The organism is Rhodococcus sp. 14-2496-1d (assembly GCF_002259365.1).
Classification (GTDB): domain Bacteria; phylum Actinomycetota; class Actinomycetes; order Mycobacteriales; family Mycobacteriaceae; genus Rhodococcoides.
The window spans coordinates 28285-43535 of record NZ_NPFV01000027.1 but is presented as its reverse complement, the minus strand read 5'-3'; the positions used below and the strand labels follow the sequence as shown (position 1 = coordinate 43535).

The following is a 15251-nucleotide window of genomic DNA, read 5'->3' as shown; positions in this document are numbered from 1 at the left end:
GATCAGCGTCCGGAGTGCTCGGCGGCGTAGGCGTCGACGCGTCCGTAGGCGATCTTGGGCGTCCAGTCGCGCTGCACCAAGCCGAAGTTCTGCTCGGTGTCTGCTGTATCGGTGCCGGCGTCGCGCAGGCTGTACACGTAGGCCGGTCCGAGCCAGTCGTTGCCGAGGACGGCATCGAGAACGATCCCTATGCTGTCCGCTTGCACCTGCTCGCTGACACTGTTGGGTGCGGTCCCGGTTGGCGCTCCGAACTCGGTGATCCAGATCTGTTTGCCGCTGTCGCCGCCTGCGATCATGGTGTCTCGCATGGACCACATCTTCATGGCGGTGTTCCACGACGCCGTGTCCGGGTCGTTGGGTAGGTACGGCCACGTGTAGGGGTGAACGTTGAAGGCGTCGAAGTACTTGTTGGATCCTTGCGCGTACATCTTCGACAGGAACGTCGTACCCGCGATGTTGCCGTCCTTGTCCTCGGAGGGTGCCATCCCGCCTGCGAGCACGGTGGAATCGGGTTGTACTTGCTTTATCGCCGTGTAGGTCGCTCGAAGCAGCGCCGAATAGGCCGCCACATCGGGAACGGGCTTGAAGAACGTCACGATGTTCGGCTCGTTCCACACTTCCCATATCTTGATTCGGCTCTGGTACCGCTGAACCACGGTCTTGGCGAACGCAGCGAAGGTCGCAGGGTTCGCAGGACGGGAGTGCGAATCGTTGACGGCACCGGCTACACGTGCCCATCGCGGTGTGTACGCGACGATGCCGTGCACGCACATCCCGTGGGCCACAACGGCATCGATCACCCGATCCGTTCGGCTCCAGTCGAACCTGCCCCGCGTCGACTCGATGGCAGACCAATCGATGTCGAGACGAACCGCGAAGGACCCCGCGTCGCGGGCGAGCGTCAGTTCTCGATCCAGATCCGTCGGAGACAGCGCACCTATCGAAGCGCCCGGTGACACTCCGATCCGAACGGCATCCGACTGCCGCGAACACGGCGGATTGTCCCCCGGTACCTGTTGCTCCCGCAGGACGGATGCGGCCGCCGGCATCGACCCGGCAGCCAGGGACAACAACACGACTACAAGCGCGGTTGCCGCTCGCCGCGGTGAACTCGGTTTCATCGGCAGATGTTAGCAACCTCGGTGAATTCGAAATCGAATACCGGCAATATTGCTTCGCAGCTGGGTTTGTCTCGGTCCTCGGCCGCAGAACCACGCCGAAAACCGAATTATGGAATGCAGTGACTCGGGCGTCGGTGAGACGTCACGGCCTGTACTACCATCTGGACAATGACAACAGGATTTCCCGGTTTCGACGACCGCCTGAACGAGTTGCTGGCCACACAAGCGGAGAAGTCGGGTCTGTCCCCCGAGGCATACATTCGACGCGCTGTGGTCGATCAGATCGTGCGAGAGCTGACCGAGGATCCCGATTCCGAGGTCGGTGCGCTGCTTCGAGTTCTACAGGAGGGCGTGGACAACGGTGTCGACCCGATCGAGGCCACCCGAGTGTTCGGCACCCCGATCGACGACCCGGACAGGCTTGCCGCAGTGACCCGAACGGGCTTGATGGACACCGACTCCGACGCCGGGTACGACCGGGTCGTCGCCATGGTGGCCGATGCCCTCAGCGTTCCGTCGGCTGCGTTCTCGCTGCTCGACGACAAACGTCAGTACTTCAAGAGCGCTCTCGGGCTGCCTGCGGAACTCGGTGGCGCGCAGGAGGTTCCTCTCGACGGATCGATCTGCCGCTACGCGATCGACCTCGGACAACCACTCGTCGTCGAGGACGCACGGCTCAACGACATGCTCAAGGATCACCCGTCGGTGCAGGGCAACCTGCTCGTGTCCTACCTCGGAGTCCCGCTCACCGACGACGAGGGCCATTCAGTCGGAACCCTCTGTGTATGGGATCAGCAGCCCCGTCAATGGACTACCGGCCACGTACAGATACTGCAGGATTTGGCGTGGATCATTCGCGAGCGAATTTTCGAATAACCGGCGAAATACCCATCGGGTATTAGCATTTTTCGGCCCACAACCGACTTCGAGTTTTTTTGACAAGTCGACCGGGTTGCCTCTTTCGTCCCGGTATACATTAAAAGGGATATTCGGGACCACCGATCCGAACTAGCCACCGGAAGTAGATGTGCCCAAAACCCTGGATTCATTGCGCACCAGCTCTCGGGCTGCCGAGGCGGACACAGTCGTAGACTCTCGAACACTCGTGGATCGACTCCGAGTCGATCCGTGGCACTCGGCGATCACCGTGGCCGTCGACGTCCTCGCTGCTGTCGTGGCCGTGGTTGCAGCACTGCTGTGGTATTCGGGGAGTCTCACCGAGACCGGCTGGCTGCCATGGCTTTTCCTGCCGCTCCTCGTCGGCATCCTCGCCGCCAAGTCGATGTATCGCCGCGGACTCCGGCGCAACTTCCTCGACGAGATCGGGCCGGCCGAAACCGCCGTCGCATTCGCATCACTGGCGTTGATGGTCTCGATGTTCGTGGCCGACACCGACTATCGGCCGAGTGCCGTCGTACTGCGAATCTGGGTGGCGAGTGCCGCGACGATCGCCGTTGCTCGCTTGATCCGTGTCGTCGTGCAGCGGTTGATTCGAACCAGGTACGGCTCCGCCGCACCGACCATCGTGTTGGGCAACGATCCGATTGCCCACCAACTCGTTTCACGGACACGGCAATTCCCGGAGTACGGTCTGCTTCCGGTCGGTTACGTGGGCGAGGCACCGGTCACCGACCTGTCCTCGGCGGGCGACCCGGCCGATCTGCCTCACCTCGGAGTTCCGAGCAACTTCGAGACCATCGCTCGCAGAACGGCAGCAGAAGAACTGATCGTCGCGTTCGCACCGACGGAGGATCGGGAGCTCCTCGGTGCCATAAGGACAGCGCATCGACTCGGCATGCGAGTGTGGGTGGTGCCGAGGCTGTACGACGCAGTAGGTGTCAATGCCCGCGTCGAGCACATCGGCGGTCTGCCGTTGATGGTGCTACCGCACGTGAACCCCAAGGGGTGGCAGTTCGCACTCAAGGGAGTTCTCGATCGGGTTCTGACCGCGCTCGGCCTACTGCTGCTCTCCCCCGTCTTCCTGACGCTGATGCTGCTCGTGCGCCTGAGTTCCCCTGGACCGATCTTCTTCAAGCAGGAGCGAATCGGGCGCGACGGATTGCCGTTCGATTGCCTGAAGTTCCGTTCCATGCGGCCTCCCCGTGCCTCCGACGCCGAGTTCGAGCGGAAGGCCGGTGACGCGCCCGGCGGCGTCGAAGGTGTCGATCGACGAACGCGCGTGGGAAAGATCATGCGACAGACCTCGATGGACGAACTTCCGCAGCTGCTCAACGTCCTTCGCGGCGACATGAGTTTGGTCGGTCCGCGGCCGGAGCGCCCCGAGTACGTCGACCTGTTCGAGATGCAGATCCGTCGGTACGGAGAGAGGCATCGCGTGAAGGCAGGTGTTACGGGATGGGCACAGGTGCACGGCCTTCGCGGACAGACGTCCATCGCCGACCGCGCCGAGTGGGACAACTACTACATCGAGAACTGGTCGGTGTGGCTCGATGTCAAGATCCTGTTTCTCACGGTTCTCGCCGTTCTGAAGCGCGCCGAGGACTGATCGTGGTCTACGCCGAACACGACCGCGTTCGGGGCACCGCGTGATCACGTACGTCGCGCTCGGTGTCGGCGCAGCGCTGGTGCTCGCGCTGGGCTGTGCGGTGGCCTCGGCGATCTACCGTCGGCCACAGCGCGGGGTTCTCCTGCTGGCCGGACTTGTTCCACTGCACGGACTTCTGGTTCTCGTTCCCCTCCCCGGGATCGTATCGGGCTGGAAGGAGGGTCTCGTCGTCTTCACGGTCCTGTGCGCGTGGTTGCGTCGACCACGGCACGTCCGCGGCTCGTCGCCTCGAGTGTTCGTGCCGTGGTGGCCGGCCGCTGCGGTCTTCGTCGTGTTCGGCAGCGTGTCGGCGTTCGCCACGTACGGAGTCGTGGGCGTGTTCGGCATCAAAGTCACCTTCTTCTACATCCTGCTGGTGGTCGTCATGTGGCTCGCACCGTTCGACGCCACCGATCGGGACCACCTCGTCTCCGTTCTCATGGGCATGGGCGTGTTCACGTCGGCGGTCGGCATAGCGCAACTGGTGGCCGGTCCCGCCGCACTGGTGTCGCTGGGGTACGAATACGGCACGCAGGTCCGAACATCGGGCGGACTGCTGCGTACGTTCAGCACGTTCAATCTGCCGTTCCCCTTCGGCCTGTACGTGATGTTGGCGTTGCTGGTCGGAGGTGCGGTAGCGCTGGCCGATCCGCGTCGGCGGCGAAACCTGTTGTTCCTCTGCGCGACTCCGATGATGGTGATCGCGATGTCCAGCTCGATCGTGCGAGGCGCGATCCTCGGACTCGCCGTCGGGGCCGTCTACTTGATCGCCGTGCGTTTCCGCTACCTCGCCGCGCCGTTCGCGCTGGCGGCAGTGGCCGTCGCCGTCACGGTCCCCTTCGTACCCAAGATCACGTCGGTCTTCTTCTCGTCGAGCAGCCTGGGTCAACGCGGCGACGGCTGGGCCAACATCATCGCCAGCATTCTGGTTCATCCAGTCGGGACGGGGCTGGGATCGAGTGGGTCTGCAGCAGACCGCATTTCCACCGCAGAGGGTCAGGCGTTCACTCGATCCGGACTGTCGACCAACTATCAACCGGACAACTACTACGTCAAGGCGCTGCTCGAACTGGGGCCGATCGGCCTCTGGGCCGTCGTGGCGCTGTTGGTGACGTCGTTGCTGTGGTGCACCCGCCTGTCCCGGGCACTACCGGGTAGCGACGGTGCGCTCGCCCTCGGAGTCGGTGCGTCGATCGTCGCCGCGATGTTCGCCAGTCTCGTCTCCACGTATTTCGAGATCTTTCCGATCGATGTCTATTTCTGGCTCTTGTTAGGAGTGGTGGGATGCGCAGCAGCGCAACACGAATCGTTTTCGGGGCGCTCGCCCTCCGACCGGGCGGAAGCGGCGTACAGACCTACATTCGCGAACTCCTGAACGAGCTCCCACATTGCCTACCGGGTACCGATCTCGCCGCGTGCGTGCAGCGCGACGCCGTCGGCGATCTGCCACCCTCGGTCGCGGCGATGGAGAGGCCGGTCACCAGCGGTGCGGCTCGCGCTGTGCTCGGTGCCCTCCCCGTCGGTCGTTGCGATGTGGTGCACGGCCTCGACGTCGACCTGCCGTTCCTCACCAAGGCCTTCACCGTTGCGACGGTGCACGACCTCTCGGTCATCGACATGCCGTCGGCTTCGAGTCGATTTCGCGCACTGGGTGAGCAGAGACTGGTACGGCGCGCACTGCGTCGCGCAGATCTGCTCATCGCGGTCTCGCAGTTCACCGCCGATCGAATCAAGGCGGTCAGCGGGCGCGACGCCACGGTGGTCGGCCTGGCACCCGCAGCGTGGGCTCGCGTCCCCAGCGAGGGCCGCGTGGACGCCGTTCGACGCAAGTACGACCTGCCGGACCGTTTCGTCATGCAGGTCGGAACGGTGGAGCCTCGCAAGAACGTTCAGCTGGTGGCGGACGCAGCGGAGAGTCTCGGACTACCGTGCCTGCTGGCCGGGGCCGGCTCCACCGGCCCCCACGCCCCCCGCAATTCCCAGGGGCTCGGGTACGTGGACGTCGAGGATCTGCCCGGCCTCTACGCCGCCGCGACCATCACTGCGTACGCCTCTCGGTACGAGGGCTACGGACTCCCGCCCGTCGAGGCTATGGCCTCGGGCGGCGCGGTCGTCGCCAGTGCCGTCGGTGCCCTCCCCGATGTCGTCGGCGACGGTGCCGTTCTCGTCGAATCGGAGAACGTGAACGACTGGGTACAGGCGATGAAACCCATCGCTTTCGACGGAGATACCCGCGCAGCCCTCGTCGACGCGGCAGCCGTGGCAACCCGCGAGATCAGCTGGCGTCGAACGGCAGAGCTCACCGCCGGCGCATATCGAGCCGCAGGCGTGGTCTGATGGCCGAGGACCTCGCACTCGACGGCACCGAGCAACCTCCCGACTACCGTGCAGTGGCCGCGGATCCGAAGGCCGCTGCCAAGGCCACGATTGCCGTCCTGATCAGCCGAGTGATCATCGCAGCCCTGGGATGGGCAGGCAGCGTCGTGGTCGCGCGGTCCCTCGGACCGGACGATTGGGGTCAGTTCAGCTTCGTCTTCGCGCTGCTCGGCTTGATGTCCGTCGTCACCGATCTGGGTGTCGGACGCGTCGTGCTGGCGAAGTTGATGGACGACGATCCCGAGGAAATCGGTCGAACGGCATCGTCGTTCCTGGCTCTGCGGACCGTCCTCGGGCTGCTGGGGTACGTGCTGGCCGTCGCATACGTTCTCCTGCTGCAGTATCCGAGCGAAGTGGTTCTCGCCACGGTCGTGGGTGGACTGGTTGTCGTGTTCGCCACGCCTGGCCACGCCCTGAGCGTCCTCTTCCAGAGCCGTCATCGCCTGGTCCTGGTGGCCGTCGCCGAAAGCGCAGGCCAAGCACTCCAATTGGCCTTGACCGTCCTGGCGGCCGTGCTTGCCCCCACCCTGCTGATCTTCGTTCTCCCGGCCGTGGCCAACGAAGTGTTCAAGTTGGTGACCAAGGGCTTCGGCATCGGCAACCGTTCCATGGGTCTGCGACCGTCACGGCACATCGAAATCCGTCGCTGGGGGCCCTATCTGAAAGAGGCCGTACCACTGGCGATCGGCTTCGCTCTCACCATCGCCATGCTCAAGATCGACATGTTGATGCTGAGCCTGCTCGACACGTTCGAGGCCGTGGGACTGTACTCCATCGGCTACAAATTCTCGGACATGATCGACACCTTCGTGTTGGCCGCGGTGGCACCGATCAGCACCCTGCTCGTCGCGTCGTGGCCCCACGACACGACAGCATTTCGAGCGCGCACACGTTCGGCTGCACTGCTGTTCGCACTGTTCGGGGCGATGGCTGTCGCGGCGTTCGTACCGTCCGCCGAGCCGCTGATCGGCTTGCTGTACGGCGACCGTTTCGTCGACGGAGCTCACGCAGCCCGTCTGCTCGTGATCGGCGCTGCGCTGATGTCGTTGGTGATGCTGGGCATTTTCGTGCTCGCATCGGCCGGAATGCAGCGACACTACCCCGTGGTGGCGTTGGTCGGCCTGGCCCTGAACGTCGGGTTGAACCTCGTTCTGATCCCGCGAATGTCGTACGACGGAGCTGCAATCTCCACGGTAGCGACGATCGGAACCACGCTCGTCCTGCTGTGGGCAGTGATCGCGCGGAGTATGCCGATTTCCAAACTGTTTCCTGTGCGGTCGATTTCGGTCGTCGTCGTGATCGCGGCAGCTGCAACGGTCGGCGGCTGGTTCCTGGTGCAGTACCACCCCGGCCTGTGGCTGCTCGTCTCCTCTGCGGCGGCGCTGCTGGTCGCGATAGTGCTCTACGCGCTCGTTGCGATCGGACTCGTCGAGTCACCACTGCCGGGAGCGGCAGAGAAAGGACGGCACCGTGCGCGATCCGAGTGAGAACCACGGAAACAACGGACACATCGCCCGATTCGGGCAGCTCGGTCCGGACTCGAAGTTCGGTTTCGCGATCGCAACAAATCACCGTGCTTGTTATTCCAATGTTGTTGATGTGCAATTTCATTCACGGGCGGCACGGCTACGCGACCGACACCCGACCCCGGCTATCATCGAGCCCGTCGGCTCCACGAATCGCCGAAGCGGTACATCCGCTCGCATCAACGACGGAAGGATATGCGGTTGATGTCCGTCCACGATGCCGTACACCGAGGCGACGTACCCCCACCCATCGACCTGGCCGGCCACATGCGTGAGCTGGGCCGAGCATTTCTGCCAGCCCTCGTCATCGCGCTGCTGGTCGGTGCAGGGGTGTTCTACCTCAGGACCGAACTCACCGACAAGCAGTACGCCGCGTCGGTCGTCACCGAGATCGAACCGGCCCAGACTCTTGTCCCCGGTGACGCGTTCATCGAGCAGATGCGCGCGCCGTTCATGGAACTGGCAACCGATCGCAGTGTTCTCGACGAGGTACTCGCTCAGGTCGATCCCGGTATGGACGCAGCGGAACTCGCCTCGAGCGTGGAGCTCTCCCCCGGCACCTCGCCTGCACTGCTCATCGTGACAGTGACAACCCGATCTCCCGAACTCGCCGCGGATCTGGCCGAGGCGATGGTGTCGACCATGGCAAGCACCAGCACTGCCAATGCAATTCGCGACTCCGGCGATCGTACGAGCGATGCACAGTCCGCAGTCGACGCGCAACAGGCTCGAATCGATGCCCTGGCACCCGACGATCCGAGTCGGCCCGCGGCCGTCTCCGAGCTGGCCGATCTGCGCGCCCGCCTGAGCGAGGTTCAGGCCACAGCGGGCGGAGATCGACTCGTCGTGCTGTCGAACCCCGACCAGAGCACCACTCCGGTATCGCCGAAACCGGTCTCGGAGGCACTCGTCGCAGCGCTCGCTGCTCTCATCGTCGCGGCCGAACTGATCGTGCTGCTCCGAGGACGCCTCGGACGCAAGCCCTCTCGCTCCTGGGCCCGTCGGGTCTCGCGCAAGTACGGTGCACACTTCGACCCGAAGTCGGGCGATACGGTGCCGCCTGCCGTAGCTGCGCGGATCGCTGCGCTCGAACGCGGCGACCGGACTGCCTCGAGAGGCGCTCGACACGCTGCTCCCAAGGGCGAGAGCGTGATCGTCCTGTTGGTCGGCGAGGGTGCCGTGTCGGAGTCGGATCACGATCAGGACCGGACAACCGAACCTCGCCGAGCCACCGCAGAATTCGGCGTATCGGACCAGTGGTGGCAGCACCTCGACGTGGGTGACGTCGAGACCGTGGTGGTGCTGGTTTCGAAACGCGGACGAGACAAGAAGGCGGCAACCGCCGCACTGCGGCTGCTCGACGACTTCGACATCCCCGTACATCTGGTCCTGCAGAGCGGTAAGTCGACCCGACGGGTGGAACGGACCGCACAGACGATCGCGCCGGAAGGCCAGAGACATGCCAGCTGACAGAATTGCCGTCGTACACGAAAGATTCACCGAGATCGCCGGATCCGAGCACGTCATCGAACAACTTGCTCTGCACTGGCCTGCGGCCGAGGTGTTCGCGCCGATCTCTCGGCCGTCAGGGGTACCGGCCGGAATCAGTCGCGAGCCGCACACGACCGGCCTCAATCGGGTGTACAACGCGTTGGGCCAACGGTCGTACGCGCCCGTTCTTCCGCTGATGCCGCTGGCCTTCCGCCGAATGCCGCTCACCGGTTTCGATGCCGTGGTCGTCAGCCACCATGCCTTCGCTACCCAGGCCGTGTTCGCCACCGACTCCCCGGTGATCGCCTATGTACACAGCCCGGCACGGTGGGCCTGGGACCCCGAGTTGCGCGCAGGCGAGGGTGGCGGTCGAGCCGGAGCGGCGATACTGACGGCATTGTCGGCCGTCGCACGTCGATGCGAGATAGCCGCCGCACCGAAACTGACCACCGTGGTGGCCAATTCGAGTGCAGTTGCGCGTCGTATCGACAACTGGTGGGGACGCGACGACGCAGTGGTTGTCCATCCTCCCGTCGACACCGAGGGATTCACACCGGATCCGTCCGTCGAGCGAGAGAACTTCTTCCTGCTCGCGGGACGCCTTGTCCCCTACAAGCGTCCGGACATCGCTGTCCGCGCTGCCGCCGAAGCCGACGTTCCCCTCGTGGTGGCAGGAGACGGTCGCGCAATGAACGCCTGCCGAGAACTCGCCGGACCCAAAACGACCTTCTTGGGACGAGTTTCACACGAGAAGCTTCTCGAACTGCACCGCACGACGCGAGCCCTTCTGATGCCGGGCGTAGAGGACTTCGGGATCGTCCCCGTCGAGTCCATGGCAACCGGAACACCCGTCATCGCCCTGGGCGACGGCGGTGCGATGGACTCGGTGGTACCCGGGAAGACCGGGGTGCACGTATCTCCAGGCTCCGACGACGACGTGATCGCCGGATTCGCCGAGGCCATGCGCTCCTTCGACCCTGCGGACTACGACCGCGCCGCCATCCGTACGTGGGCGGAAGGCTTTTCTCGCTCCAACTTCCGCAGTCGAATGCAGGAGGTCGTCGATGCCGTCCGCTGAGCACCGCTACCGCGCGACTGCGCTGGATCGAGTGTTCGCCGACACCCGAATAATCACCGCTGTCGGTCCGGTTCGTGGTCTCGACGTCGGACGTACGAGACGAACGCTCACGGCCGCCGAACAGGCCGATGCCGAGGCACACCTCGCACTGGAACCGCGGTCGGACACTCGGCATTGGCGCTACCGCACCGACATCGCAGGTGACAACGTCACCGCGAGTAGCGGCCCCGCGGACGACCTGGGTCGGATGCTCACCGAGATTCGATCCCGAGACGGCAAGCGCAGCCCGCTCGACGTGATCGTGTTCGACGACCATCTCGCCATCGACTACTCGCACGGAATCGGAGATGGCCAGATCGGCGTGATGATGTTGGCGGCATTCTGCGACGATGCCGACGGGACACTGGTTCCCGGGCTCGCGTCAGGATTGCCCGCGAGTTCGACGTGGAAAGCGTTGTGGCGTCACTATTCTCGGAACCCCAAGACCATCTTGGACTTCCGTAGGCTGCGCGGACGCCATAGACCCGAGGTCGACGACGGGTCTGCTCCCCGCCGAAGAATCGAGAACTGGGAAACCGCGAAAGTCAGCCGTGCCGGGTACATGAGCCGAGCACGGGTGGACGAACTCAAGCACTGGACGGCCGAGAACATGCCGGGTGCGACAGCCGCGTCGATCTCGATCGCGCTGTGGAGCGCGGCACTGCGCGCAGAGGGCGTCGACGTCGCCGAGCACATCATGGTCTTGTTCAACAGTCGACGCTACCTCGATCCCGCACAACAGAATTCGCACGGGAACTTCGCCGTCGGTATTCCACTTCACTTGCCGTCGGGCACGACACCCGTCGCTATCGCTACGACGATGCGTGAGGTGATCGAATCCGGTTGGCCCATAGCGGTACTGGGGATGTCGCAGCTCCGCGACATCGCAACGCGAGTTCGGTCGTCCGCTGGACCGCAGGTCGACGATTCGGTCGTCGACGTTCCTGGGACATTGAGGTTGGCCGTCAGCGACCTCGGGCGAGTGCGAGTGTTCGATCACCTCGACTGGGTCGACGACGGCAGGCCACCGCAGATGGCCGCATCACTCGAGCCGGACGGCCCGGACGGCTGCACGATGCTCATTGCCGAAATTGCCGGTGGGCGGACCTACACGGCATCGTTCTGCAGCAAGATGATCGACGTCGCGGTCGTCGATTCAGCGCTGCAGAGGATGTGCGGAGACCCCGTCGCTCTACTGCACCATGCCTGACGAGTCACGAGTTCGCTTTCGCGAACCACCCTTGCCACACAGACAGGCCAACACATGACCGACGAGTCGACCGTGCTCTTTCTGGCCCACACCGGACAGGTTTCCGGTGCGGAGAAGGTGCTGCTCAATTTGATCGACGAGGCCGAGCGCCGCGGCCACAGAACTGTGATCGCCTGCCCCGCGGGACCATTGGCGCGTCGCCTGCCGAGCGGAACCCGGCACATTCGGATCGACGAACTCGGTCTCGGGGGTGAGCACGGTGCCGCACGCGGTATCGCCGCGCTGCGCCTGCTCGGAAGGTGGATCGGTGCCGCACGCGCAGTGCGCTCCGTCGTGCGCGCGCCCGACACGACAACTGTCGTCAATTCCCTGTTCGCGCTCCCGGTCGCACGATTGTGCCGGCCGACTCGCGGTGCGTCCTGGCTCGTTCACGACACCATGAACTCTCTCAAGCAGCGCGTGGTGGTTCGATTCTCCCGCCCGGCAATTCGGGTCGCGGTGTCGGTCTCGGAAGCAACGGCCGTTCCGCTCCGCGCGGCAGGCCTTCCGGTGGTGGTGGCACACAACGGAGTGCCGTGGCCGGTGACCCGTTTCGGCGGCGAACTTCACACCCCACCGGTGGTCGGCATGTTGGCGTTGCTGACACCCTGGAAGGGGCACCGAGTTCTCCTCGATGCCGTCGCCACACTCCCCGACATCCGAGTCGAGTTGGCCGGCGGAAGCTTTCCCGGCGATCGCGACTACGTATCGGAGCTCCACGAACGTGCCGCCGAATCGGACCTCGCCGGCAGGGTGGAGTTTCTCGGGCACACCGATGCAGAGTCCGCACTCCGCAGGTGGGATGTCGTGATTTCGGCCAGTACGTCCCCGGAGGCCGGACCGTTGTCGGTACTCGAGGCAATGTCGCACGGGCTGCCGGTGATCGGAACGGATCACGGCGGTACCCACGAATTTCTCTCCGACGGCGCGGGGGTACTGGTCGAACCCGGTGACTCCGCGGCTCTGGCCGAGGCGATCTCGACCGTCATCGGTGACGCGGATCGACGGCGCCGACTCGGTGACAGCGCTCGCTACCGCGTGGCCAGTCGCCACGACATCGGCGAAACGCTTCCCGAACTGTTACACCGGCTGATCGGCTGAACGCCGCTTCGATCGCCGGACGCATCAGCTGGTGAAGTGCAGAAACATGATCCTCGTCACGGTCGCGTGTGATTGAATCCTGAAGCGGTCGACGGAAGGGGACACACGTGACACGCGCTTCGTACCGGCCGAACGAGCACTATCACTGGGGTGTCGGAGTAATGGCCTCCCTCGCGCTGACCACGGGGGTCAAACGGGTCGTCTCGGCTGCGAGTCTGGCCATGGCCGTCGTGGTGACCCTCGAGATGGCATTCGGTTACGGTGCCACCACCCCGATCCCGTCGATAGTGCAGTGGACGTGCATGATCGCCGCGTACATCATGGGCGCATTCTGGTGGTTCGGTCCATGGCCGACGCTCCGGCAGGCCTTCGCGTTCGTCGTCATCGCCGATATAGCGATTTTCGGGGCCACCATCACCGCGGACTTCGAGCCCGAGGTGACACTCGGAAAGTGCACGTTTCTCATACCCCTCGGCATGCTGGCCGGTTTCCTCTTCGACAAATGGAGGCTGGCTGCACACATAGCGCTGTGTGTGCTGGCTACCTCCATCGTCGCGGTGTACATCGTGGTGGACAGAGGTGTCGACACGTTCGTCGCCGTCGTCCTGTGGGCACCGATCGTGGTGACTCTCACCGGCTTCGTGCTCATCTTGCAGATGACGAGTCAATCCATGCGACTCGAGTTCGAGTAGTCGAGCTCTGTTCGATCAGAACGTCAGTACGACCTTGCTCGAACGCGATGCATCCGCCGCCAGCGCGAATGCGTCGAGCGCCTCGGTGACGGGATATTCGGCCGTGACGACCGCTCCGACGTCGAGGGAACCGTCGGCCAATGCCTCGATGACGTCGTCCATCTCGTCGTTGAAACGGAAGGAACCGACGAGGTCGATCTCACGCGTGATCGCCAACGACACCGGGACCGGCTGATCACCGGCCGGGGGTAGCCCCACCATCACGACGCGGCCGCCGCGCATGGTGCCGTTGATCGCCGACGCCAGACCGCGGTGATTACCTGAGCACTCGAACGTGACGTCTGCCTCGACGGAGGCGATCGCCACGCCGTCGCGAGCATCGATCGTCCGGTGCGCACCGAGTGCACGTGCCACTTCGAGCGAGTAATCCTGCAGGTCGACCGCGACGATGTTCGCCGCACCCGCCCGCGCGGCCACCGCCACGATGAGGGCACCGATCGGACCGGTACCGACGACGAGGACAGTTGCGCCCCGAACGGTTCCGGCGCGTTCGACAGCGTGCCAGGCCACGCTCGCGGGCTCGGCCAGCGCCGCGATTCTCAGATCGAGTCCTGCCGGCAGGGCTCGGAGCATTCGCGTCGGGACGGCGACGTGTCCGATGAACAGCCCGTCGTTGTGCGGTACCTGTGCCGCGCTGCCCATGTACCGACAGCCGGGCGACAGGTTGGGGCGATCGGCCGGGTATTTCGCGCCCGTTCCGCCGGGCGTGGCCGGATGAACGGTCACCGGGGTGCCTTCGGCGGGACCGCTGCCGTCCTCGGCACGACGAACCACCGTTCCCGACGCCTCGTGGCCCAACCGCATCGGCGCTTTCAACACCGACTGACCCGCAGCACCGTGCTGCCAGTAGTGCAGATCCGATCCGCAGATCCCGCCGTAGGCGATGGCGATGATTGCTTCGTCCGGTGCCGCGGGTGTCACAGCGACGGTGTCGAGACGCAGATCGTCGGCGGCATGGGCGACCAGGGCGACGGTCTTCTCGGGAATGCGCGGTACTTCGGTCATGGTGGTACTCGTCCGTCCGTTCTCGTTCATCGGGTGACAGCCTCCTCCGAGGTGAGCAGGTCGAGCTCGTCTCGGCGCGGCATACCCTCCCAGTCGCCGGGGACCGTGCACGCGAAGGCACCCACGGTCGTCGCCGTTCGCAGCCGCTGGTCGATCGGTGCATCGACGAGCCGTTCGGACAGATAGCCGGCCACGAAACCGTCCCCTGCGCCGACCGAGTCGACCACGTCCACCGGCACTGCAGCGCAGACGTATTCGGTGCCTCGGGCCCGTACCAGTGCACCGCGATCGCCGAGCTTGATGACGGCCTCGTCCGTGCCGAGCTCGCACAAACGTTCCGCCAACTCGGAGGCAGTGCCGTCACCGACGGCGATGGCTGCCTCCTCGGTACCGGCGAACACGATGTCGGCCCGCTCGATGATCTGCCGATACACCGGTGCCGCTTCGGTTCTCGTCCACAGTGCCCGGCGATAGTTCAGGTCGAAAGACACCGCGATGCCGCGCTCGCGGGCTCGCTCGACGTAGAACAGCGTCGCTTTGCACGCCGTATCCGACAACGCCGGGGTGATTCCCGTGACGTGCAGCGCCCTGACTCCGTCCCAGAGTGTCTCCGGGATGTCACCGATACGGAAGCGTGAGCCTGCACTCCCCACTCGGTAATACCAGACCCGAGTCGAAGTGGAAGTACGGCGTTCCTTCACCATCAGGCCGGTGGGTGCATCGGGGTCTCGAACGACGTGTGCGTCGAGTCGTTCGGCGTGCAGTTCCCTGGCCACCCGGTCACCCAGGCTGTCCGAACCCACTCGGCCCACCCAGGTGACCGGAACTCCCAACCGCCGCAGTGCTATTGCGAAATTCGTCTCGGCTCCTCCGATACCCAGCCGCATCGTCGAGACGTGTGCGAGTGGACCGGGGTCCTGGGCGGTGGTCAAAGCCATGGTTTCGCCGAAGGTCAGTACCGACACTGC

13 protein-coding genes are annotated in these 15251 nt (G+C 64.6%); 10 read left to right on the top strand and 3 right to left on the bottom strand.

Features of this window, described 5'->3' with window-relative positions; genetic code table 11:
- Positions 1-2 precede the first annotated feature (2 nt).
- Entirely contained in the window at positions 3-1121 is a 1119-nt protein-coding gene (locus CH296_RS19185; protein ID WP_094631039.1) for an endo-1,4-beta-xylanase, read from the bottom strand.
- Between the two features lie 168 nt (positions 1122-1289).
- Between CH296_RS19185 and CH296_RS19180 the strand changes: the two genes are divergently transcribed.
- The 10 genes from CH296_RS19180 to CH296_RS19135 all read left to right on the top strand — a co-directional run bounded on the left by CH296_RS19180 (position 1290) and on the right by CH296_RS19135 (position 13218).
- Positions 1290-1997 (top strand): GAF domain-containing protein, encoded by a 708-nt coding sequence (locus CH296_RS19180; protein WP_094685537.1) that lies wholly within the window; start codon positions 1290-1292, stop codon positions 1995-1997.
- Between the two features lie 229 nt (positions 1998-2226).
- Positions 2227-3627: a sugar transferase gene (locus CH296_RS19175; protein WP_256980510.1), complete on the top strand. Its 1401-nt coding sequence runs from the start codon at positions 2227-2229 to the stop codon at positions 3625-3627.
- A gap of 40 nt (positions 3628-3667) precedes the next feature.
- The gene (locus CH296_RS19170) at positions 3668-5041 is read left to right on the top strand and encodes an O-antigen ligase (protein WP_032394628.1); all 1374 of its coding nucleotides are present in this window, start codon (positions 3668-3670) and stop codon (positions 5039-5041) included.
- Positions 4951-6003, top strand: coding sequence for a glycosyltransferase family 1 protein (locus tag CH296_RS19165; RefSeq protein WP_094685536.1), 1053 nt, complete (start codon positions 4951-4953; stop codon positions 6001-6003). Before CH296_RS19170 ends, CH296_RS19165 begins: the two co-directional genes overlap by 91 nt.
- The gene (locus CH296_RS19160; RefSeq protein WP_094631037.1) at positions 6003-7529 is read left to right on the top strand and encodes a flippase; all 1527 of its coding nucleotides are present in this window, start codon (positions 6003-6005) and stop codon (positions 7527-7529) included. The genes CH296_RS19165 and CH296_RS19160 overlap by 1 nt, the downstream gene beginning before the upstream one ends.
- Positions 7530-7772: 243 nt before the next feature.
- Entirely contained in the window at positions 7773-9038 is a 1266-nt protein-coding gene (locus CH296_RS19155) for a hypothetical protein (RefSeq protein WP_094685602.1), read from the top strand.
- Entirely contained in the window at positions 9028-10137 is a 1110-nt protein-coding gene (locus CH296_RS19150) for a glycosyltransferase (protein WP_094685535.1), read from the top strand. Before CH296_RS19155 ends, CH296_RS19150 begins: the two co-directional genes overlap by 11 nt.
- Entirely contained in the window at positions 10124-11386 is a 1263-nt protein-coding gene (locus CH296_RS19145; RefSeq protein WP_256980509.1) for a hypothetical protein, read from the top strand. The genes CH296_RS19150 and CH296_RS19145 overlap by 14 nt, the downstream gene beginning before the upstream one ends.
- A 54-nt stretch (positions 11387-11440) precedes the next feature.
- Positions 11441-12526 (top strand): glycosyltransferase family 4 protein, encoded by a 1086-nt coding sequence (locus tag CH296_RS19140; protein WP_094647496.1) that lies wholly within the window; start codon positions 11441-11443, stop codon positions 12524-12526.
- A gap of 107 nt (positions 12527-12633) precedes the next feature.
- Positions 12634-13218 (top strand): hypothetical protein, encoded by a 585-nt coding sequence (locus CH296_RS19135; protein ID WP_032394633.1) that lies wholly within the window; start codon positions 12634-12636, stop codon positions 13216-13218.
- A 15-nt stretch (positions 13219-13233) separates the two neighbouring features.
- On the opposite strand, the gene CH296_RS19130 is transcribed toward CH296_RS19135, so the two are convergent.
- Both CH296_RS19130 and CH296_RS19125 read right to left on the bottom strand, forming a co-directional pair.
- Entirely contained in the window at positions 13234-14283 is a 1050-nt protein-coding gene (locus CH296_RS19130) for an L-idonate 5-dehydrogenase (RefSeq protein WP_256980508.1), read from the bottom strand.
- 26 nt (positions 14284-14309) lie between these two features.
- The gene (locus tag CH296_RS19125; RefSeq protein WP_094685533.1) at positions 14310-15248 is read right to left on the bottom strand and encodes a sugar kinase; all 939 of its coding nucleotides are present in this window, start codon (positions 15246-15248) and stop codon (positions 14310-14312) included.
- Positions 15249-15251: the final 3 nt, after the last annotated feature.

Coding starts and splice junctions, on each gene's coding strand:
- CH296_RS19180 (WP_094685537.1), top strand. CDS start 1,290: ATGACAACAGGATTTCCCGGTTTCGACGACCGCCTGAACGAGTTGCTG.
- CH296_RS19145 (WP_256980509.1), top strand. CDS start 10,124: ATGCCGTCCGCTGAGCACCGCTACCGCGCGACTGCGCTGGATCGAGTG.
- CH296_RS19155 (WP_094685602.1), top strand. CDS start 7,773: ATGTCCGTCCACGATGCCGTACACCGAGGCGACGTACCCCCACCCATC.
- CH296_RS19130 (WP_256980508.1), bottom strand. CDS start 14,283: ATGACCGAAGTACCGCGCATTCCCGAGAAGACCGTCGCCCTGGTCGCC.
- CH296_RS19165 (WP_094685536.1), top strand. CDS start 4,951: ATGCGCAGCAGCGCAACACGAATCGTTTTCGGGGCGCTCGCCCTCCGA.
- CH296_RS19150 (WP_094685535.1), top strand. CDS start 9,028: ATGCCAGCTGACAGAATTGCCGTCGTACACGAAAGATTCACCGAGATC.
- CH296_RS19140 (WP_094647496.1), top strand. CDS start 11,441: ATGACCGACGAGTCGACCGTGCTCTTTCTGGCCCACACCGGACAGGTT.
- CH296_RS19160 (WP_094631037.1), top strand. CDS start 6,003: ATGGCCGAGGACCTCGCACTCGACGGCACCGAGCAACCTCCCGACTAC.
- CH296_RS19185 (WP_094631039.1), bottom strand. CDS start 1,121: ATGAAACCGAGTTCACCGCGGCGAGCGGCAACCGCGCTTGTAGTCGTG.